This window comes from Borreliella burgdorferi B31 (assembly GCF_000008685.2).
Taxonomy (GTDB): Bacteria; Spirochaetota; Spirochaetia; order Borreliales; family Borreliaceae; genus Borreliella; species Borreliella burgdorferi.
Map to the genome: position 1 here is coordinate 724,187 of NC_001318.1, position 20,722 is coordinate 744,908.

At 28.9% G+C, this 20,722-nt stretch carries 24 protein-coding genes and 1 tRNA gene; 22 read left to right on the forward strand and 3 right to left on the reverse strand.

Annotated elements, in window-relative coordinates:
* Nucleotides 1-37 precede the first annotated feature (37 nt).
* From BB_RS03460 to mvk, 6 genes are read left to right on the forward strand one after another with little or no spacing between them, the layout of a single operon-like run.
* Entirely contained in the window at nucleotides 38-1,261 is a 1,224-nt protein-coding gene (locus BB_RS03460) for a hydroxymethylglutaryl-CoA synthase (protein WP_010889798.1), read from the forward strand.
* Nucleotides 1,245-2,309 (forward strand): type 2 isopentenyl-diphosphate Delta-isomerase, encoded by a 1,065-nt coding sequence (fni, locus tag BB_RS03465; RefSeq protein ID WP_002657423.1) that lies wholly within the window; start codon nucleotides 1,245-1,247, stop codon nucleotides 2,307-2,309. Before BB_RS03460 ends, fni begins: the two co-directional genes overlap by 17 nt.
* Complete coding sequence (locus BB_RS03470) at nucleotides 2,299-3,567, forward strand: hydroxymethylglutaryl-CoA reductase, degradative (RefSeq protein ID WP_020948784.1); 1,269 nt, start codon at nucleotides 2,299-2,301, stop codon at nucleotides 3,565-3,567. Before fni ends, BB_RS03470 begins: the two co-directional genes overlap by 11 nt.
* Nucleotides 3,551-4,489, forward strand: a complete 939-nt coding sequence (gene mvaD, locus BB_RS03475; RefSeq protein ID WP_002656862.1) for a diphosphomevalonate decarboxylase — start codon at nucleotides 3,551-3,553, stop codon at nucleotides 4,487-4,489. Before BB_RS03470 ends, mvaD begins: the two co-directional genes overlap by 17 nt.
* Nucleotides 4,480-5,433 (forward strand): GHMP family kinase ATP-binding protein, encoded by a 954-nt coding sequence (locus tag BB_RS03480; protein WP_002657428.1) that lies wholly within the window; start codon nucleotides 4,480-4,482, stop codon nucleotides 5,431-5,433. The genes mvaD and BB_RS03480 overlap by 10 nt, the downstream gene beginning before the upstream one ends.
* Nucleotides 5,427-6,320, forward strand: a complete 894-nt coding sequence (gene mvk, locus BB_RS03485) for a mevalonate kinase (protein ID WP_010889800.1) — start codon at nucleotides 5,427-5,429, stop codon at nucleotides 6,318-6,320. Before BB_RS03480 ends, mvk begins: the two co-directional genes overlap by 7 nt.
* 8 nt (nucleotides 6,321-6,328) lie before the next feature.
* Here mvk and BB_RS03490 read toward each other — a convergent pair.
* Both BB_RS03490 and BB_RS03495 read right to left on the reverse strand, forming a co-directional pair.
* Nucleotides 6,329-6,402: transfer RNA gene (locus BB_RS03490), tRNA-Val, on the reverse strand.
* Nucleotides 6,403-6,445: 43 nt separating this feature from the next.
* Nucleotides 6,446-6,913, reverse strand: a complete 468-nt coding sequence (locus BB_RS03495) for a BB0689 family surface lipoprotein (protein WP_002662208.1) — start codon at nucleotides 6,911-6,913, stop codon at nucleotides 6,446-6,448.
* A gap of 84 nt (nucleotides 6,914-6,997) precedes the next feature.
* Here BB_RS03495 and napA point away from each other — a divergent pair, with 84 nt between their 5' ends.
* The 14 genes from napA to rnc all read left to right on the forward strand — a co-directional run bounded on the left by napA (nucleotide 6,998) and on the right by rnc (nucleotide 17,239).
* Complete coding sequence (gene napA / locus BB_RS03500; RefSeq protein WP_002656543.1) at nucleotides 6,998-7,534, forward strand: neutrophil-activating protein NapA; 537 nt, start codon at nucleotides 6,998-7,000, stop codon at nucleotides 7,532-7,534.
* A 73-nt stretch (nucleotides 7,535-7,607) separates the two neighbouring features.
* Nucleotides 7,608-9,617: an elongation factor G gene (fusA, locus tag BB_RS03505; protein WP_010889801.1), complete on the forward strand. Its 2,010-nt coding sequence runs from the start codon at nucleotides 7,608-7,610 to the stop codon at nucleotides 9,615-9,617.
* Between the two features lie 277 nt (nucleotides 9,618-9,894).
* On the forward strand, nucleotides 9,895-11,103 hold the full coding sequence (badR, locus tag BB_RS03510; protein WP_002557280.1) for a host adaptation transcriptional regulator BadR: 1,209 nt from the start codon (nucleotides 9,895-9,897) through the stop codon (nucleotides 11,101-11,103).
* 62 nt (nucleotides 11,104-11,165) lie between these two features.
* Nucleotides 11,166-12,500 (forward strand): signal recognition particle protein, encoded by a 1,335-nt coding sequence (gene ffh, locus BB_RS03515; protein WP_010889802.1) that lies wholly within the window; start codon nucleotides 11,166-11,168, stop codon nucleotides 12,498-12,500.
* A gap of 12 nt (nucleotides 12,501-12,512) precedes the next feature.
* Nucleotides 12,513-12,773: a 30S ribosomal protein S16 gene (gene rpsP / locus BB_RS03520; RefSeq protein WP_002557282.1), complete on the forward strand. Its 261-nt coding sequence runs from the start codon at nucleotides 12,513-12,515 to the stop codon at nucleotides 12,771-12,773.
* On the forward strand, nucleotides 12,774-13,022 hold the full coding sequence (locus tag BB_RS03525; protein ID WP_002557283.1) for a KH domain-containing protein: 249 nt from the start codon (nucleotides 12,774-12,776) through the stop codon (nucleotides 13,020-13,022). It abuts the gene before it with no gap.
* A gap of 3 nt (nucleotides 13,023-13,025) precedes the next feature.
* Complete coding sequence (rimM, locus tag BB_RS03530; RefSeq protein WP_002664616.1) at nucleotides 13,026-13,526, forward strand: ribosome maturation factor RimM; 501 nt, start codon at nucleotides 13,026-13,028, stop codon at nucleotides 13,524-13,526.
* Nucleotides 13,523-14,242, forward strand: a complete 720-nt coding sequence (gene trmD, locus BB_RS03535; protein WP_002657057.1) for a tRNA (guanosine(37)-N1)-methyltransferase TrmD — start codon at nucleotides 13,523-13,525, stop codon at nucleotides 14,240-14,242. Before rimM ends, trmD begins: the two co-directional genes overlap by 4 nt.
* Entirely contained in the window at nucleotides 14,220-14,585 is a 366-nt protein-coding gene (gene rplS, locus BB_RS03540; protein WP_002656814.1) for a 50S ribosomal protein L19, read from the forward strand. Before trmD ends, rplS begins: the two co-directional genes overlap by 23 nt.
* 372 nt (nucleotides 14,586-14,957) lie before the next feature.
* The gene (locus tag BB_RS03545; RefSeq protein WP_002656268.1) at nucleotides 14,958-15,497 is read left to right on the forward strand and encodes a hypothetical protein; all 540 of its coding nucleotides are present in this window, start codon (nucleotides 14,958-14,960) and stop codon (nucleotides 15,495-15,497) included.
* A 1-nt stretch (nucleotide 15,498) separates the two neighbouring features.
* Nucleotides 15,499-15,990 carry a pantetheine-phosphate adenylyltransferase gene (gene coaD / locus BB_RS03550; protein WP_002656002.1) on the forward strand — a complete coding sequence of 164 codons (492 nt, stop codon included), beginning with the start codon at nucleotides 15,499-15,501 and terminating at the stop codon, nucleotides 15,988-15,990.
* A gap of 63 nt (nucleotides 15,991-16,053) precedes the next feature.
* Complete coding sequence (gene rpmF / locus BB_RS03555) at nucleotides 16,054-16,236, forward strand: 50S ribosomal protein L32 (RefSeq protein ID WP_002557290.1); 183 nt, start codon at nucleotides 16,054-16,056, stop codon at nucleotides 16,234-16,236.
* Nucleotides 16,237-16,259: 23 nt separating this feature from the next.
* Nucleotides 16,260-16,502: an acyl carrier protein gene (gene acpP, locus BB_RS03560; protein ID WP_002656801.1), complete on the forward strand. Its 243-nt coding sequence runs from the start codon at nucleotides 16,260-16,262 to the stop codon at nucleotides 16,500-16,502.
* Nucleotides 16,502-17,239, forward strand: a complete 738-nt coding sequence (rnc, locus tag BB_RS03565) for a ribonuclease III (RefSeq protein WP_002557292.1) — start codon at nucleotides 16,502-16,504, stop codon at nucleotides 17,237-17,239. The genes acpP and rnc overlap by 1 nt, the downstream gene beginning before the upstream one ends.
* On the opposite strand, the gene BB_RS03570 is transcribed toward rnc, so the two are convergent.
* Complete coding sequence (locus BB_RS03570) at nucleotides 17,210-18,442, reverse strand: CCA tRNA nucleotidyltransferase (RefSeq protein ID WP_010889803.1); 1,233 nt, start codon at nucleotides 18,440-18,442, stop codon at nucleotides 17,210-17,212. The genes rnc and BB_RS03570 overlap by 30 nt on opposite strands.
* Before the next feature lie 115 nt (nucleotides 18,443-18,557).
* Here BB_RS03570 and BB_RS03575 point away from each other — a divergent pair, with 115 nt between their 5' ends.
* Nucleotides 18,558-20,330, forward strand: a complete 1,773-nt coding sequence (locus BB_RS03575; protein WP_010889804.1) for a hypothetical protein — start codon at nucleotides 18,558-18,560, stop codon at nucleotides 20,328-20,330.
* Nucleotides 20,331-20,335: 5 nt separating this feature from the next.
* Nucleotides 20,336-20,659 (forward strand): hypothetical protein, encoded by a 324-nt coding sequence (locus BB_RS03580; RefSeq protein ID WP_002557295.1) that lies wholly within the window; start codon nucleotides 20,336-20,338, stop codon nucleotides 20,657-20,659.
* Nucleotides 20,660-20,722: the final 63 nt, after the last annotated feature.

A 20,722-nucleotide genomic window follows, 5' to 3' on the forward strand; every position in this document is an offset into this window, starting at 1 on the left:
ATATAATACTTAAGGCCATTAATTCATTGAGGAGTATATGAGAATAGGTATTAGTGATATTAGAATTTTTTTACCTTTAAATTATTTAGATTTTTCTGTTCTTTTGGAAAATCCTTTATATTTTTCTAATGAAGTTTTTTTTAAAAAAATCAATAGAGCAATAGATGCAACCTTGCAAAAAGGTTTTAGGTTTACCAGTCCTAATGAGGATAGTGTAACCATGGCAAGTTCGGCTGTTAAGCTTATTTTTGACAACAATAATCTTGATTTAAGCAAAATTAGAATACTTTTGGGTGGAACTGAAACAGGCGTTGATCATTCAAAGGCCATTTCTTCTTATGTTTTTGGAGCCTTAAAGCAATCTGGTATTTGTCTGGGAAATAATTTTCTAACTTTCCAGGTTCAACATGCGTGTGCTGGTGCTGCTATGTCTTTGCACACTGTGGCAAGTGTTTTAAGCCATTCCAATAATTCTGAATACGGCATAGTTTTTTCTTCAGATATTGCACATTATAGCAATCTTACTACGGCTGAGATTACCCAAGGAGCCGGCGCAACTGCAATTTTGATTGAAAAAAATCCAAAGCTACTTTCGATCAATTTATCTGAATTTGGAGTTTATACTGATGATGTTGACGATTTTTTTAGGCCTTTTGGAAGTGTTGAGGCTAAGGTGCGAGGTCAGTATTCAGTTGAATGTTACAATAATGCAAACGAAAATGCTTTAAGAGATTTTGCTTTCAAAAAGCAACTTAGTATGAAAGATTTATTTTCTAATTATAGGTTTGTTTTGCATGTTCCTTTTGCTAAAATGCCAATAGATTCAATGCATTATATTTTGAAAAAATATTATAGCGATGACGAATCTGTTAGAAATGCTTATTTAGAATCAATAGATTTTTACGATGGAGTTGAAGCTGCTATGGAAGTGGGAAATTTGTATACAGGTTCAATTTTTCTATCTTTAGCATTTTATTTAAAAAGAGTATTTTCCAAGAAAGATATTACAGGGGAAAAGATATTGTTTTGCTCTTATGGATCTGGCAATATTATGATTATTTATGAACTTACCATCGAAAAGAGTGCTTTTGATGTTATTAAATTATGGGATCTTGAAGGTCTTATAAAAAATAGAAATAATGCAAATTTTGAAGAATATAAAGATTTTTTTCAAAATAAAATAATTCCTGGTGAATCCAGAGGATTTTATTTAAAAGAACTAAGGAATGATGGATACCGAGTTTATGGGTATCGAGCCTAATATATTAGAAAATAAAAAAAGGCATATTGAGATTTGTTTAAATAAAAACGATGTTAAAGGTGGCTGTAATTTCTTAAAGTTTATTAAGCTAAAACACAATGCTCTTAGTGATTTTAATTTTTCCGAGATAAACATAAAAGAAGAGATATTTGGATACAATATTAGTATGCCTGTTTTTATTTCTTCCATGACAGGGGGCAGTAAAGAGGGGAATGACTTTAATAAATCTTTAGTTAGAATTGCAAATTATTTAAAAATTCCTATAGGGCTAGGTTCTTTTAAGCTTTTGTTTAAGTATCCCGAGTACATAAGAGACTTTACTCTTAAAAGGTATGCTCATAATATTCCTTTGTTTGCCAATGTTGGTGCTGTTCAGATTGTTGAATTTGGTATTTCTAAAATAGCTGAAATGATTAAAAGATTAGAAGTTGATGCAATTATTGTTCATCTTAATGCAGGACAAGAATTGATGAAGGTTGATGGAGATAGAAATTTTAAAGGAATAAGAGAGTCAATAGCCAAATTGTCAGACTTTTTAAGTGTTCCATTGATTGTTAAAGAGACAGGTTTTGGAATTTCGCCAAAAGACGTTAAGGAATTGTTCAGCCTTGGTGCTTCTTATGTTGATCTTGCAGGGAGTGGTGGAACTAATTGGATTTTAGTAGAAGGCATGAAGAGTAATAATCTAAACATTGCATCTTGTTTTTCTGATTGGGGTATACCTTCGGTTTTTACTTTACTTAGTATTGATGATTCTCTAAAGGCTAATATTTTTGCATCTGGTGGATATGAGACGGGCATGGATATTGCTAAAGGCATTGCCCTTGGAGCCAGGCTTATAGGTGTTGCAGCAGTTGTTCTTAGGGCTTTTTATGATTCAGGAGAAGATGCTGTATTTGGTCTTTTTTCTGATTATGAACATATTTTAAAAATGTCTATGTTTTTAAGTGGAAGCAAAAGTTTATTAGAGTTTAGAAATAATAAGTATTTTTTAAGTAGTTATTTGCTTGATGAACTTGGAGTCTTTAAGCAGTTTTATGGAACTTAGTAAAAATTTTAGACATAAAAGCGTTTTAGAAAAAAGGCAAGAGATAAAAAGTTTTTTGGAATTATCTTATAAAGATTTTTTTTATAATAATGCCAATGAAGATTTTCTTTTTAATATGATAGAAAATTATATTGGATATTTATCTTTTCCTATTGGAATTGTAAAAAATTTGAAAATAAATGGCAAATACTATTCTTTGCCAATTGCAACAGAAGAATCTTCTGTTGTTGCTGCCCTAAATTTTGCGGCAAAGATTCTTGAAAATGCTGATTTAAGGTATTCTTTGGGTGAAGTGTTGGGAATTTCGCAAATTTATATAAAATCGGAAAAAGATTTAAGTAAAATTTTTGTTGACCTTGGTGATAAAATTAAGACTTGGATTGAACCTCTTTTAACCAATATGAATCAAAGGGGGGGTGGATTTAGAAGGTTGTCAACTAGGCACATTAAAGAATTAGGTATTCAAAAATTAAATATTTATGTGGATACTTGTGATGCTATGGGTGCTAATTTGCTAAACTCAATTGCAGAGCGTGTAGCAGAATTTATTTTTTTAGAATTCGGATATGAGTGTGTTTTAAAAGTTTTAAGCAATGATATTAGTGAATTTACAGCCAAAGCCCGTTTTGTTTTAGATTTTAAGCATTTGCTACCGGGTAAAGAGGATTCTTGGAATTTGGCTAAAAAAATTGAACTTATTTCTAGTATAGGTTTTTACGAAGAGGAGCGAGCTGTTACTAATAATAAAGGTATTATGAATGGAATTACAGGGGTGTGTCTTGCAACTTTTAATGACACAAGAGCTCTTGAGGCCTCTGTTCATAAATTTGCTTCAAAAAGCGGCAAATATTTTCCCCTTAGTAAATTTTATACTACTGACAATGCTTTAGTTGGAGAAATTGAAATTCCTTTGCAAGTTGGAACTAAAGGTGGGGTTATATCTTTTAATGAAGCTTCAATTTTAAGTTTTAAAATTATGAATGTAAATAGTAAGAGCGAATTTATTGGTATTCTCTCTTGTGTTGGACTTGCTAGTAATTTTGCAGCATTAAGGGCTCTTGCATTTAATGGGATTCAAAAGGGTCATATGAGATTGCATGTTAATAAAATACTCCATCTTTTAAAGACAAAATATAATATTTCTGATTTTGAAAAAGACAAATTATTATTGGAAATGGAAAGAATGAATATTTATTCTTTTGATTTTGCTTTTAAAATTTTGAAGAAAATAAGGTTAGAGAATGAAAATAAAGTGTAAAGTTCATGCAAGCTTAGCTTTAATTAAATATTGGGGGAAAAAGGATGTTTTTTTAAACATTCCAGCTACTTCCAGTCTTGCTGTTAGTGTTGACAAGTTTTATTCAATAAGTGAGCTTGAACTTTCAAATCGAGATGAAATAATTTTAAATTCAAAGCCAGTTATATTAAAAAATAGAGAAAAGGTGTTTTTTGATTATGCAAGAAAAATTCTTAATGAACCAAATGTTAGATTTAAAATTAAAAGTAAAAACAATTTCCCGACAGCAGCAGGCCTTGCAAGTTCAAGTTCAGGTTTTGCTTCTATTGCTGCTTGTATTTTGAAATATTTTAATAAATATTCTTGTAATAGCGCATCTAATCTTGCAAGAGTAGGATCGGCTTCTGCGGCAAGGGCTATTTACGGGGGGTTTACTATTTTAAAAGAGGGTTCAAAAGAATCTTTTCAATTAAGAGATCAATCTTATTTTAATGATTTGCGAATAATATTTGCCATAATTGATAGTAATGAAAAAGAATTGTCTTCAAGAGCCGCAATGAATATTTGCAAACGGCATAAATTTTATTATGATGCTTGGATTGCCTCTAGTAAAAAGATTTTTAAAGACGCTTTATATTTTTTTTTAAAAAAAGATTTTATACATTTTGGAGCAACTATTGTAAAAAGTTATCAGAATATGTTTGCCTTAATGTTTGCATCTTCTATTTTTTATTTTAAAAATAGTACAATAGATTTAATTAGGTATGCTGCTGATTTGAGAAATGAGGGGATTTTTGTATTTGAGACGATGGATGCAGGCCCCCAAGTAAAGTTTCTTTGTTTGGAGGAAAATTTAAATACTATTTTAAAAGGACTTAAGCAAAATTTTACTGGCATTGATTTTATTGTTTCAAAGGTTGGGTGTGACTTAGAATGGATTTGATTAGTTTTTCTGTACCCGGAAATTTACTTTTAATGGGGGAGTATACTATTTTAGAGGAAAAGGGATTGGGGTTGGCAATTGCCATCAACAAGAGAGCATTTTTTTCTTTTAAAAAGAGCGATTCTTGGCGCTTTTTTAGTAAAAAGAAAAAAATAGACGATTTTTCTTTAATAGAAAATAGAAGCGATTTTGTTTTTAAAATGTTTGCTTACTTGAGTCAAAATTGTTTTTTTAATCTAGAGAATTTTGCGTATGATGTATATATTGATACAAGTAATTTTTTCTTTAATGATGGAACTAAAAAGGGATTTGGTTCAAGTGCTGTCGTTGCTATTGGCATAGTGTGTGGGCTTTTTTTAATTCACAATGCTACCAATGTTGTTGAGAAAGGTGAAATTTTTAAATATTGTTTGGAAGCTTACAGGTATTCTCAAGGAGGAATAGGCAGTGGATATGATATTGCTACTAGTATTTTTGGGGGTGTTATTGAGTTTGAAGGCGGCTTTAATCCTAAATGCAGGCAGCTGGGTGCTGTAGAGTTTAATGATTTTTATTTGATGCAGGGTTTGCAAGCAATTAAAACTACTACGTCTATTTGTGAATACAATAAACATAGAAATTCTATTTTAGATTTTATATTGAAATGCAATTTGGAGATGAAAAAGCTTGTTTTAAATGCTAGCAATTCCAAATCCGCATTAATTTCTAGTTTAAGAAGGGCTAAAGAATTGGGATTGGCAATTGGAGAGGCAATAGGAGTTTCGGCAGCTTTGCCTTCAAGTTTTGATCACCTTTTAGGTCAATGTGATTTGATTAAAGCTTTGGGAGCCGGAAACGAAACTTTTTTAGTTTACAGGCCCAATATTGAAGCTTTTAATTTGTCAAAAATTATTTCAATTGTTTTAGAGAATGAAGGCATTAAGTTTGAAAGCGATAAATGCTAAGAATAAGAAAGCCTGCTAAAATATTGTTCTTAGGCGAACATAGCGCTGTTTATGGGTTCCCAGTTATTGGCGCTACAGTTCCAATTTATATGGATCTGATTTATAGTGTATCTAAAAATTGGAAATATTTAGGAAAACCCAGTACAAGATTAAATAGCCTTATAAGTTTTATTGTTTCAAATTATAGCAAAGTTAATCCTATTGAGTTTGATATAATTTCTGAAATTCCTATTGGAGTTGGTCTTGGTTCTTCTGCTAGTCTTAGTTTATGCTTTGCAGAATATATTACAAGTCATTTTGAATATAAGGATTGTAATAAAATTTTGTTGGCAAATCAAATTGAAAACATTTTTCATGGCAAATCTTCTGGAATGGATATTAGACTAATCGATCTTAATGGAACTTTTTATTTAGAGAAAAAAGAAAATGTTTTACATTCAAAGAAAATAAAAGATTCTGGTTTTTATTTTCTAATAGGAGCAATAAAAAGAGATTTAACAACTAAAGAAATAGTTGTTAATTTGAAAAAAGATCTATTATCAAATGCTTATTTATTTGTTTTTATTGAAAAGCTTGGCCTTGCCGTAAGCAATTCTTATGCTTCTTTTCAGAATAAGGATGTGTATTCTTTAGCTAATGAAATGAATATTGCACAATGTTGTTTAAAGCGTTTGGGGTTGTCTAATGATACTCTTGATTGGCTGATAAGTGAGGGAATCAAATTGGGCGCTCTTTCTGGTAAGTTAAGTGGCGCTGGTAAAGGAGGAGCATTTATTTTTCTTTTTGAAAGCCTAATAAAAGCTAATATAGTGCAAAAAGAATTAAATAACATGCTTAAAGATTCTAAAATAGATTTGCTTTTAAAGCTAAAGGTAATTGAGACTTAGATTATTTTTGGGCCCAGAGAGATTCGAACTCCCGACATCCTGCTTGTAAGGCAGGCGCTCTGACCAACTGAGCTATGAGCCCTTTTATTACTAATAAGTAGTATACAGTATAAGCTTTAATGGTGTCAATTCTTATATTTTCTTTTTCCAAAAAGAACTACAAATATATCTATATTGTCAGTCGTTTTTAATCTATAGCCACCTATTTTATCGGTATCTGTATTAATAAGAGCTTCTTTGTGGCTTGGACTATTAAGCCATGCATTAACTACTCTGTTAAGTTCAATTCCTGATGCCAGTATTTCTCTTGTTAAATTAAAGGATTGATCGTATTTATGTATTCTTTGCATTGGGGTTGTGCCAAAAAGGGTGTGAGTTATTGTTCTATTTTCTCCCAGTTTAATGGCATATTCTTTTGCAACTTTTTCAAGGGTATCATCTATTTCTAGATGGTTTAGATTTAATTTTTTTCTCAATTCAGCAATTTCTGAATATAGAATTTTCATATCTTCTTTTGTATCTATTTTATGCATTGTACTTAAATTGCATGCTTGAGATAAAAACAGTGTAAAAATTATAATCAATTTTTTCATTAAATATCCTTTTTATTTATTATGGTATTAAAACCATAATTATATCTCATTATGTATTATAATAATTATATAAAGGAGATAGTTATGGAAAAGTATTTAAGCTATATAAAAAAGGATGATTTAGACGCAATACAATTAAAATTACAAGAATTGTTAGCAAGTTTGCATATTTTTTATTCTAATTTAAGAGGTATTCATTGGAATATAAAAGATACCAATTTCTTTGTTATTCACAAAAAAACTCAAAAACTTTATGAATATATTGAAAAAATTATTGATATTGTTGCAGAACGCTCAAGAATGCTTGGATATGATTCTGAATTTAGATATTCTGAGTTTATGAAAAAATCCTTTATTAAGGAGCTTGATATTGAATCAACTTCTAATTTTTTGCCCTCAATGGAAAGCATTGTTTGCAGTCTTACTGAGATTTTGAAGAATATTTTTGGAATGAGAAAATTAATTGATACTGCTGGTGATTATGGTACTGCTAATATTATGGATGATATCATGAGTGATCTTGAGAAACATTTATGGATGCATAAGGCATTGCTTGAAAATTGCGATTGTTTTTGTCACGATGAGAATGAAAGCAAATGTTGCGAGTGTGATGCAAAATAGCAATTTTATTAAAAGGTTTAACCTGTGCTAATGAATTTATCTGCATTGAGGCTGTGGTAGTTGTTGGGGATTTATGAGTATTAGAAATATTGGAATTATGGCTCATATTGACGCTGGAAAAACTACTACCACAGAAAGAATTATTTATTATACTGGCAAAAGTCATAAAATGGGGGATGTAGATTCAGGAAACACTATTACTGACTGGATGCCTCAAGAGCAAGAAAGAGGAATTACTATTAGTTCAGCTGCCATTACTTGTCATTGGAAGGATTGCCAAATAAACATTATTGATACTCCTGGGCATGTGGATTTTACAGCAGAAGTTGAAAGATCTCTTCGAGTTCTTGATGGGGGTATTGTTATTTTTAGCGCTGTTGATGGAATTCAGGCCCAAACAGAAACTGTATGGAAACAGGCAGAAAAATACGAAATCCCACGACTTGCTTATGTTAATAAGATGGATAGAATAGGTGCTGATTTTTTTAAAGTTGTGGGAGATATTGAAAATAAATTTAAAACTATTCCTTTGGTTTTGCAAATTCCAATTGGAAATGAAAGCAATTTTGAAGGAGTAGTTGATATTATTTTAAATAAAGAGCTTCATTTTTCAATGGAAAATGGAATTCCAAAATTAACTTATAGTCAAATTAGAGAAGAATTTATTGAAAAAGTGATTCTTTTTAAAAAAAAATTAATAGACATTCTTAGCCAATTTAGTGAAGAAATTACTCAATTATTTCTTGAAGACAAAGAGATTGGTTTAGATATTATTAAAAGAGAGATTAGAAGAGGCACTATTTCTAGATTTATTATTCCTGTTTTAATGGGAACTAGTTTAAAAAATATTGGAATAGAACCTTTGATTGATTCGATTGTAGATTACTTGCCAAGTCCTTTTGAAAAAAGTTTTAGCGCTTTTTCTTTAGACACAAATAAAAAAATTTTAGTTGATCCTAATGAAAATAAAAAATTGTCAGCCCTTGTTTTTAAAGTTCAATATTCAAGCGTGATTGCTTCTCATCTTTATTTTGTTAGAGTTTATTCTGGCGAGATTAATCCTAATAAAAAAATTATCAATGCTTCAAATGGTAAGCGTGAAAAGTTTACAAAAATTTTTAGAGTTTTTTCAAATAAAAATGAACAAATAGATTTTGTAAAAACAGGCGATATTGGTGCTGTTTTGGGATTAAAGTTTTCTGTTACAGGAGATACTCTTGTTGAAGAGAATAATAATGTTTTACTTGAGGCTGTTATGTTTCCAGAGCCGGTTGTTTTAATGTCTGTTGAGCCTGAAAGATCATCAGATGAGGTTAGGCTTAAGGAAATTTTTGAAATAATATCTAAAGAAGATCCTACCTTTAGTTATTCTGAGAGTAAAGAAACAGGGCAATTAATTATATCTGGAATGGGTGAATTACATCTTGAGATTATTTTAACAAGAATTAAAGATGAATTTAATCTTAATGTTTATACAGGAAAGCCTCAAGTAAGTTACAGAGAAAGTGCTGGCAAAATTGTAAAAGAAGTTTTTGAGTTTAACAATATTTTTGCTGGCAAAAATATTGATTTTAAAATTGGAATGATCATTAAACCTTTGTCGCGGGGTGCGGGAAATAAAATTGATTTTGAATGTGGCATTGAACCTGTAATTAAGTCTGCAATATTGAGGGGAATTACATCTGCATTTGTAAGTGGAATTTTTGGATATCCCATTATTGATATTAATGTTAGTATTTTTTCTATTGTTTGTGGGGCCAATAAGATTAGCGAGAGTGCTTTTGAGTCAATTTCAGGATTTGCTTTTCATAGTATTTTTCAAAAATCAGATCCTATTAGACTTGAGCCAATAATGTTATTAGAAATTAGAACACCCATTGAGCATACAGGCGAAATTATTTCTACATTAAATGTTATGGGGGGTGTTATTCATTCAGTTAGCAATATTGGAGAGTATGACTTGATAAAATCAGAGGCGGCGTTTGAGAAACTTTTTGGGTATGCTTCTATTTTGAGAAGTTCTACTAAAGGAAGGGGCAGTTTTACTATGGAATTTTCTTATTTTAAGGAAAAATTAAGTTAAAGTTAGTGGTTTTTAAGGCAAAATGGCTTTTCTTGTATTTATTATTTTTAAATCCAATTAATTTTATTGATGAGTTTTTATGTAAAAATGATTTTATTCCCTTTTTTGTTAAGCTTTAAGTTTTTGATATTTTATGAATGTGATATTATGATGTAAAATGTTTTTTAGCCTTATAAAGGCATGTTTGTCTTTTAAGAATAGATAAAATATTGTATTGGTTTTTTTGATATGATATTTTATAATATTTTTTTTATTTTAAAAATAAAGGAGGTGTATTATGCAGGGTGAAAATATGGTTTCAATTAGAGGCGGAAATAGAAGAAAAATTCTTCTTAGTTTGAAAAATATGCAATATTCAAGAACAGACCTGGCTCGTAAGTTAAGCTTGACAAATGCTGCAGTTACTATTTTGACTAATCAAATGATAAAAGAAAATCTTTTGATTGAAGTTGGCTCTAGGGTGTCTGATGTTAAAAAACATGGACGAAAAGAAATACTTCTCGATATTAATAAAGATTATGCGTATTCAATGGGAGTTATTATTTCTAGCAATTATTTTCAAATAGGTATTGCCAATCTTAAATGCGAGGTTTTAATAAGCGAGACTCATTCTTTTGAGCCCCCAGTTAGCGCTTATGATATTTTAGAAAAAATAAAAGATCATATGATAGAAATTATTTGGAAACATAATTTCTCAAGAGATAAGTTTATTGGCTTAGGCTTTAGTATTACAGGGTTAATAAAGGATAAAGAATTGGGCATTGTTAATGATAGCTATGGATCGTGGATTGAAAAAGATGTTCCTGTTAAGAGAATACTTGAGGAATACTTTTCACTAACAGTTTATCTTGAAAGTTATGTTAAAAATTTATCTCTTGCTGAATTTATGGGTAAAAATATAGATAATATTATGTTTTTTGACTACACAGATACTGCTGAACTTTCGATTTGGTCAGGCGGCAATGTTTACCCTGGTTTTAATAATAAATCAGGTATGGTTAGTCACATGATAATTGATTATGAGGGAGAAAAAAATTGTCCAACTTGTGGTAATAAGGGTTGTGTCAATATGCTAATATCTAATTTTGCTTTGCAGAGATTGATTTCCAAAGAATTTATGAATGGTGAGATTCCTGAGCTTTATGAAAAGTATGAGGGCAGATTGAAAAAGGTTACAATATATGACATTTTTTCTCTTTATGAAAAATATGATTTTATAAATAAAATTATGCAAGATACTGTTAAATATTTGGCAATAATTATTATTAATATTCAAAGAATGCTTGATTTTAATTATTTAGTACTCTATGGTCAAAGTTTTAAATTAAAAGCTTTTTTTGATTTGTTAAAAGAAGAGATTAAAAAGCTCAATAAAGAGAATATAGTATTAAAGCTTAGTTCATTAGATACTGAAGTTTCTGTTGTTGGGCCCGCTTCCAGTGTTATTTTTAATAAATTTTATTTGACTGGAGGAGATATTGATTAATATTGCCTTTTTTTGTATCTTATATTTGACAAGATTATTTTTGAGAATAAGGGTTGTTTTTAATGCTTGAAAGTTTGGGGTCAAATTTTAGAAATTTTATAAACTATCTTTCTGGAAAATCTACGATAAATGATAAAAACATTGCAGAGGCTATTGAGATTATTAAAAATTCTTTAGTTGATGCTGATGTTAACTTAAGAGTTATAAGGCGTTTTTTAAATTCTATAATTGAAGAATCCAAGGGAGTAAAAGTTTTAAGGGGCATTGATCCTAAATCTCAGTTTATTAAAATTGTCAATGATAATCTTGTTAAATTTTTGGGAGGCAAAAATTATGAGCTTAGTTTACATCCTGCCAATAAGCAATCTTATATTCTTATGTTGGGACTTCAAGGTTCTGGCAAGACCACGACATGCGCCAAGCTTTCTTTAAAGCTTAAAAAGGAAAATAGAAAAGTACTTCTTGTAGCTGCTGATACTTTTAGAGCGGCGGCCGTAGAACAGTTAAAAATATTGGGTGGTCAAGTAGGTGTTCCAGTATTTTCAATTGAAGGGGAAAAAGATCCTATTAAAATTGTTAAAGCGTCTATGAAGTTTGCTGAATCTAATTTTTTTGATTCTGTAATAGTTGATACTAGAGGACGACTTGAAATTGAATCTTTGTTGGTTGAAGAGATAAAAAAAATAAAGGGGATTTTGCGACCCGCAGAAACCATTTTAGTAGTAGACTCTATGATGGGGCAAGTTGCTGTAAATATTGCTAAGGAATTTAATGAGAATGTTGGACTTACCGGTGCAATATTTTCTAAGTTTGATTCAGATACTAGGGGGGGAGCTGTATTATCTTTTAAAAGTATTTGTGCAGTTCCCATTAAATTTATTGGTGTTGGAGAGAAAATCGAAGATCTTGATTCCTTTTACCCAGAAAGAATTGCTTCTAGAATTCTTGGCATGGGGGATGTTGTTAGTCTTGTAGAGAAGGTTCAAAGTGTTGTTGACAAAGAAGAGGCTATTAAGCTTGAAGAAAAAATTAATAAAGCCAGTTTTAATTTTGAAGATTATCTGAGTCAATTTAGGCGCATTAGACAAGTAGGAGGGTTTTCTAATTTTGTAAGTTTTTTACCAGGTGTTTCAAAATCAATGCTGAATAGCAATAATTTAAATGAAGAAAGTTTTAATAAAGAAGAAGCTATTATTCTTTCTATGACTAAAAAAGAAAGAATAAATCCAGTGATTTTGAATAATCCCTCAAGAAAAAAAAGAATAGCCATGGGAAGTGGAACAACTGTTTTTGATGTTAATAAGCTCATAAAAAAGTTTAGTCAAGCAACTTTGATTATGAAAAAAATGAAAAATAAAGATTTTCAAAATAAGATTGCATCCCTTTTGGGAAAATAAGGAGGAATAAATTTGAGCGTTAAGATAAGATTGAAAAGAATGGGAGCTAAAAAAAGACCTTATTATAGGGTTGTAGTTATGAATTCTACGTCTCCTAGAGATGGTAGAGCAATTGAAGAACTTGGTTATTATCATCCTGTTGAAAAGCAAAACCAAATAAAAATTAAGGAAGATAGAATGAAAGATTGGATAAGCAAGGGAGCAATTTTAAGTGATACAGTGAAAATGCTTTTAAATAAAAACAACTTGAATGCGAAAAGTCAGGAGGTTTAAATGAAAGAGTATGGGAATGAGATTGAACTTATAGAGTTTATAGTAAAGTCTCTTGTAGATAAAGAAGATGAAGTAAAGTTAAATGTAATTGAAGGGGAAAAATCAACTATTTTGGAATTAAGGGTTTCTCAAAGTGATGTGGGCAAGATAATCGGAAGACGGGGTCGTATTGCGCGGGCTATTAGAACTTTGCTTGGAGCTTGTGCTGCCAAAACCAATAGGCGAGTGCAATTGGAAATTTTAGATTAATCTATGTTTATTAAAGGCGTTATATTATCGTCTTATGGAGTTAATGGGTATGCTAGGGTTAAAAGCATATCCAATAATTTTTGTGATTTTATTAATCTAAAAAACAATAAAGTTCTTTTAAAAAAAAGCAATAGTTCCAGTGTTGAAGTTAAAGTTGTAGATGTTAATATAAAGGGTAATTCCTTATTTTTGAAGTTTGAAGAGATTGATACTCCAGAGGCAGTTAGGCCGCTGATTGGTTTTGAATTGTGGGTTGATGATTCGCTTGCATCGAGTTTAAAAGAAGGCGAATATTATTTAGGAAAGCTTATTGGCTATGCCATTGTTAATAATAATAAAAAACTAGGAGAAGTTGTAGCTTTCTTTGAATATTTAAATAGTGTATTTCTTGAGGTCAGAGTGGGTATTAAATTTTTCTTTATTCCCTTTTTAAGTATATATATTGGAGATATAAATACTCAAGAAAAAACAATTGAGCTTAAGGTTCTAGATCTTTTAAAATGAAATTTACGGTTTTATCCCTTTTTCCAGCAATAATTAAGCCATTTTTTGAAAATTCAATAATGAAAAAAGCTATTAATAAGGGAATAGTAAGTTTTGAGCTTGTTGATGTTAGAGATTTTTCAAAAGATAAGCATAAAAGATGTGATGATTTGCCTTATGGAGGCGGTGCTGGGATGGTATTGAAGGCCGAACCGATTTCTTTTGCTCTTGAGCATGTAGAGTCTGCCAAGAAAACGACAATATTTTTAAGTCCTTCTGGGATAAAGTATAGCCAAGAGTTGGCGTATTCCTTGTCAAAAAGAGAAGAAATTGTTATAATTTGTGGAAGATATGAAGGAATTGATCAACGTATTATAGATTTGTATGTTGATTTTGAGATTTCTATTGGAGATTATGTTTTATCTTCAGGAGAGATTGCAGCTCTTGTTTTAATAGATAGTGTATATAGGTTGCTAGATGGAGTAATAAATCCCAATTCTTTATTAGAAGAATCATTTGGTGTAAAAAATGGATTGCTTGAATATCCTCATTATACCAGGCCCTATGATTTTAAGGGGATAAAGGTCCCAGAAGTTCTTCTTTCGGGACATCATGCAAATATAAAGAATTGGAGGCTTGTTAAAGCTAGAGAAAAAACTAAGAAAAATAGATATGATTTATACCTTAAATATTTAGAGATAATAGGAGAAGATAATGGATTTGATAAGAAAAATTGAAGCTCAGAATAAGAAAAATGAGGCTTTTGTTTTTAATGTGGGAGATACTGTGAGGGTTGTTTACAAAATTATTGAGGGTAGTAATGAAAGGTTGCAGAGTTTTGAAGGGATTGTTATTTCTTTCCAAAACAAGGGAATTGGCAAAACATTTTTGATTAGAAAAATTTCTTCAGGAATAGGTGTTGAAAAAATTTTCCCAGTATATTCTCCTATTATAGAAAAGGTTGAAGTTTTAAGAAGGGGAAAAGTTAGAAGGGCAAAGCTTTATTATATGAGGAATAGAATCGGTAAGGCTGCTATGAAGATAAAGGAGCGCCTTACTATTAAAAAAGTTAAGCATTAGTTTTTAATTATTTTAAATATTTTAGCAAATTAGGTCATAAGATGAATCAAATTAGATTGAGGTTAAAAATTGTTTTTGATTGATCTTTTGTTTTGTAAATTTTTATTCAAGATTTAGTAGAGTTTTTGCTGTTTTGGGAAATAATTTTGGCAAGCTTGGTTGTGTATTTATTATAATTGAGAGCATTAATTAACCATTCTTATTAAATTTCAATGAGGGTTTAATTGTGCTTTTGTCTTTAAAAAGCTGAAGATTTAAAGTTTTGATTTTTTGAAAAACTTTCAGGCTATGTGAGTGATTTTGTTCTTAAATATTTGTTTTTATTTTTTTGAAGAGTAAATATTTATTTTTTATAGTTAAGGAGAGTTAATTTTGAAATATACTCAAAGTAAGTTCAAGAGTAGTAATTTTCAGAAACACAATAAGCGTTTTTATGGTTTTAAGAATAAAAGATTAAATTCTGAGAGCAAAAGTCAAAATGTTGCCCCGCTAAACAGTTTTAATAATAAATCGACTGTCTTGAATACAGATAAACAAAATGTTTTTAAAGGTAAATTTAGAAGAAAAAGTATAAAATTTAAAACAAGAATAAATCTTGATGTTGCTTGTGCTATTTGTGAAAAAAAAATAAATGATATTGTTTATAGCATGTCTTTAAAGGTTGAAAATGAAGATAAACCTGTTCATTTTGATTGTGTTATCAATAAATTAACATCTGAAAATAATCTTTCAAGTAATGAAAAAGTAGTTTATAAAGGTGCTGGTAAATTTTTTATTGTGGATACATCTTCTAGAGGAGAATATTTATATTTCAAAATTATTAAAGAAATTGAATTTGAAAATTTAGAAGAACAACCACTATGGCGTAAAAAAATTCTCAAAGATATTAATAGGGGGTTTAGGCTTTCTTGATATGAGGGTGGCAGTTTTTCCAGGATCTTTTGATCCAATTACTTGGGGTCATATTGATTTAATTAAAAGATCGTTGGCTATTTTTGACAAAGTTATTGTTTTAGTAGCTAAAAATAAATCAAAAAAATATTTCCTAAGTGATATTGAGAGGTTTAGCCTTACAAAAGATGTTATTTCGTCTTTAAATTTTTCAAATGTGCTTGTAGATAGGTATAGCGGGTTTATTGTTGATTATGCATTAATTAATTCTATTAAATTTATTGTTAGAGGAATTAGGGCTTTTAATGATTTTGATATAGAGTTTGAAAGATATCTTGTTAATAATAAGTTAAATTTTGAAATTGATACTATATTTTTACCAAGTAGTGCAGAACATTTATATGTAAGGTCGGATTTTGTAAAGGAATTGATGTTGAAAAAGGATGTTGATCTTTCTAATTTTGTTCCAGAATTGGTGTTTAATAGATTAAAATCTAAGTTTATTGACAAATGACTTGGTTAATATATATATTATTAAGATAATTTAATGTAGTTTAAAAGTAGTTAGGAGAAAGTAATGGCTGTTCCAAAATTTAAGCCTTCAAAATCTAGAAGTAGAACAAGGCGGAGTATAAATATGAGAAAAAAAATTCCACAATTTCAAGAATGTTCTAATTGTGGTAATCTTGGCGTGAGACATAGGATTTGTTTAAAATGTGGATATTATAGGAATAACCAATATCTAGAAATAGGTTTGTAGCTTGTAGTAAGGAAGGTGTATTCATGGATAATGATGAAATTTTTAGCAAGGTTAGGTCTATTATATCTGAGCAACTTGATAAAAAAGAAGATGAAATTACCACAGACTCTAGATTTGTTGAAGATCTTAATGCAGATAGTCTAGATATTTATGAGCTTTTGTATTTGCTTGAAGAGGCCTTTGATGATAAGATTCCAGAGAATGAAGCCAATGAATTTGAGACGGTAGGCGATGTTGTTAATTTTATTAAAAAGAGAAAGGGTTGATGAAAAAAAAATCTTCTGATTTTTGTTTGTGTAATGAAAGAAAATCTCAATTGAGTAAATTTTTGGAAAATTTGAGCATTGACTTTAGTAATTTTGATTTATTGAATACAGCATTGTGTCATTCGTCGTATTCTAATGAGTTGGATCAAAAATCTAGTAATAATGAGAGATTAGAATTTTTGGGAGATTCTGTGCTTAATTTGATTATTACAGATCATCTTTATAAAACTTATCCAAATAAAAGTGAAGGAGAGCTCAGTAAGGCCAGATCTTATATTGTTAGTGAAGATTCCCTATCTAATATTGCTAGAGAGATTAATCTTGGTTCTTATATTTTGCTAGGTAGAGGGGAGGAGAGTAATGATGGTCGAAATAAAAAAGGCATTCTTGCAGATGCTATTGAAGCTTTTGTAGGCGCTATTTATCTTGATAGTGGGTTTTCAAGAGCAACAGAATTTGTGGTTGGACTTTTTGATATGTATATAAGATTGATGTTTAATAGGGGGGATTTTAAAGATTATAAGAGTTTGTTGCAAGAATATGTTCAAAAGAAATATAAAATCTCGCCAAGTTATAAGCTAGACAAGGAAATAGGTCCAGACCATGATAAAGTTTTTTGTGTGGAACTTTATGTTGGAGAAAATTTTATATCAAATGGAAAGGGCAAATCTAAAAAAGAAGCCGAAATGAGAGCGGCTGAAGTAGCTTTAAAAGCTATGGAAAACATTAACCTTTAAGGTTTTGATTTTTTTTATAAGATAATTTTTAGTATTAAGCTTGGGATTTTCAATTACACATCTTAGTAGCATATTTAAAATTTTACCTATATTTTTGTTTTCTATTTGTTCTAGATTTTGAATATCTTTTCCGTTTATTTTTAAATCTTTTAAAGAGAGAGGATTTTTTAGCAATTTTTTTCTTTTTATGTTTTTTATTATAAATAAATATCTTTTATTTTTTCCTTTGAGTGCTTTGTATATATCAATTATTTCTTTATAATGTTCTCTTGTGCTTTTGCTAAGCAAATATCTAATATCACTTAATTTTTTGACATTAAAAATATTGTTATTATCGATTATGCCTCTATAAAATAAAATCAGCTTAATTTCTTTATTTGAGAATTTAAGTAAAGTTAATTTTTCTTTTAGTTCTTTTATAGGTTTTTTAATTGTCAATATTGTGATTGCCTTTAGATAAAATTTGTTTTTATCAAGTAGAGCAATTTTTTTGATTACTTTTGTTTTTATTTCTAGATTAAAAAAATTTTTAAAAAAATCAACTTTTTTAAGATAATAAATTCCTTTTTGTATATTTATGCCTTCTAACAATTTGTGAAATTCATTTTTTATTCTTTCTTTTGAAATCATTAAAATATTTTCTTTTTTATATTTCATTGAAATTAAAGTATTTTTTTCAATGTTAAAATTAAGTGTGGATGAAAATCTTGCTGCTCTAAGTATTCTAAGGGCGTCTTCTTCAAGTCTTTTGTTTGGATTTCCTATGCATCTTATTATTTTCTTATTAAGGTCTTTTTTCCCATTATAGCAATCTATTATGTTGAAGTTGAAAATATCCATTGCAATTGCATTAATTGTAAAATCTCTTCTTTCAAGATCTTTAAGTAAATTTTTAGTATATTCTACTTGTTTGGGGGCTCTGTTGTTTTCATATTCTTTTTCTATTCTGTATGTGGTGATTTCAAAGATTTTTTTATTAAAAATAATACCAATTGTGCCATGTTTTATTCCTGTTTTGATGTTATTTGGAAATAATGTTATTATTTCTTCAGGAGTTGCATTTGTTGCAAAATCAAAATCGTAAGGCTGTTTATTAAGCAGTAAGTCTCTTAAAGCGCCTCCAACTAAATAAAATTCGTAGTTATTTTTTTTAAATATTTTACCAATTTTAATTATATTTGGATTGTTTTTCCCTAGATTCATATAAAATTATATTATAGTGTAAATAATTTTTTTCTAAAATTGATTTACAATTTTAATTTATTTGAAGTATGTTGTAAGTAGTACTTTATTTTTTAAATGGTTTTATTGGGGTTTTATGAGTGGTAATAACAATAGCGTATACAACTCTATAGGTCAACTTTCAAAAGAGACTAAAGATAGGTTGATGAATGATATAAGAAAAAGCTTAGGTTTGAATTCTTCCGATTTTGTTTTGCCCAATAGTAGTAATGAGCCTTATGTTGATTCTCAGCTTGAAAAATTTCTTTCGGGGCGCTTAATGGAAGAATCATTTCTTATTAGAATGTGGTTAACTATTTTAAATTTTTTTCAGAAAGATAAAAGCAAAGAAGATATATATAAAGCTTATGTTATAAAAAACCTGGAAAATCAAATTAATGAAATGTGTAAAAATCCAGTAATAGATTTTAAGAGAGAATGTTTGCATGTTGGTTTTGTGGAAATGTTTTTTAGTGTTTGCCGATATTCAATGGAATTGAAAGAATTTTTTAGGAAATTAGAAAAAGGTGGTATTGTTGTTGAGCAAACTATTTTAGAAATTATTCAAAGCAAAGTTCTTAACTCTAAGAACAATTTGGAAGATTTTTTAGATGAAGGTGAATATGAGCTTTTTTTAAAAAAAGAAAAAACCCAAAACGATTTAGAAGAATCTCTTAAGGTCAAGATAAATGAATATATTAATTCTATTCCATCTAGTACTTACAAAATCGTCTCGGATATGTTTGAGTTTTATTATGTTTTTAATAGTTTGGCGTTTTTCCCTTACAAATCTTTTTTTTCATTTTTTAATGTAGATCTTTTAGATAGTGCTGAGAATATTAGCATTGTTGACTTTGAGGTTGGATTTGGAACCAGCTTTTCAAGTGTTAGTAAGTATTTGAATTCTTTTTTTGACATTTTGTATACATTAAAAGATATTGAGATAGATGAGGATATTGTTAAAAGCATTATATCGAATTATTTTTCAATATCTGATGATATTAGTAATTCAGAGATAATTTCAAGAGAAGATCATATATCTCGGGTAGAATATGTATTTAAAAATGTTTTATCTATTGTATCTAAGATTGTTGGCTTGTCGAGGACTTTGCCTTATTTAGATATTTTTAGAGTATATTGCAAAAATCCTGTTGCATCTCCTAAAAAATATGTACCCTTTTTTGATGTAAAAAATTTTTATGAGAACATTTTATTTTTAAATGTTATGGGTCAGGCTATTAAAAAGCGTGATAGCTCTTTAAAAGTTCTTGTTATCAAAGAAATAAAAAATCTTGTTAGAGATCCTAGTTTAATTTTAAATTTAAAAGGCGAGATTTTTAATGAATTAAATCTTGGGCGTTATAGTTTTAAAAAGTTATATTTTCTTAATGATTTTTTTAAAAACATATATGATGTTAGAATGATGGAAGTTTTAAGAACTATAAATAATGTCGTATTAATCAATAATCATGATTTGAGAAATATATATGTTGACATTGAAAATAATATTACTGCTTTGAAAAAAGAAATTTATAATATTTACTTTGAGATTGATTATAAAAATGAAGAGTTTGAAAGGTATAAAAGAGACGGTAAAATTGATAACTCTTATAAGGAAAGGATTTTGAAGTGGTGCTTAACTGAATCCGTTTCTATTGATAAGGTTTCAAGTAGATTTGTGGATTATTTTATTGAGCTTAAAAAGAGGTGCTTGTCTTTGTTGGAAAATCATAATGTTTTTATTCGAAAATCTTTAACGGTTTCTTACAAATCAATGGTAACTGAAAATAAAACAATTACATTAGCCGATGTTATTGGCAATCTTTTGGAAATCATAAATCAAGCACTTTTTATAATAAAGAATTTATAAATTTCATGAAAGCTTTTAAAGTAAAAAATCTAAGACGTTTTTCAAATTTTATTAGAATTTTGGTTATTGTATTGTTTTTAAATTCTTTGTTAAGTTTGTTCGTGTTTTTGGCTGGTTCTTACAATATTTTTGTTTACAATTTTCAGAAATTTTATCTTGATCTTGCTATTATTTTAAGCTCTGTTTCTTTTGGACTTGAATCTACTAGACTGATATTTTTTTATTTTTTGAAAAATAAAAAAATTAAGTATTATTTAATTTTAATTTTTAGTTTTATAATTTTTTTTATTGCTCTTGTTTTTAAAATTTTTCTTTCTGGTAATAAATAGATTAATAGGAAGATTATATTAATTATTTATCATTATTCTATTGACTAATGAATTTTATTTTTA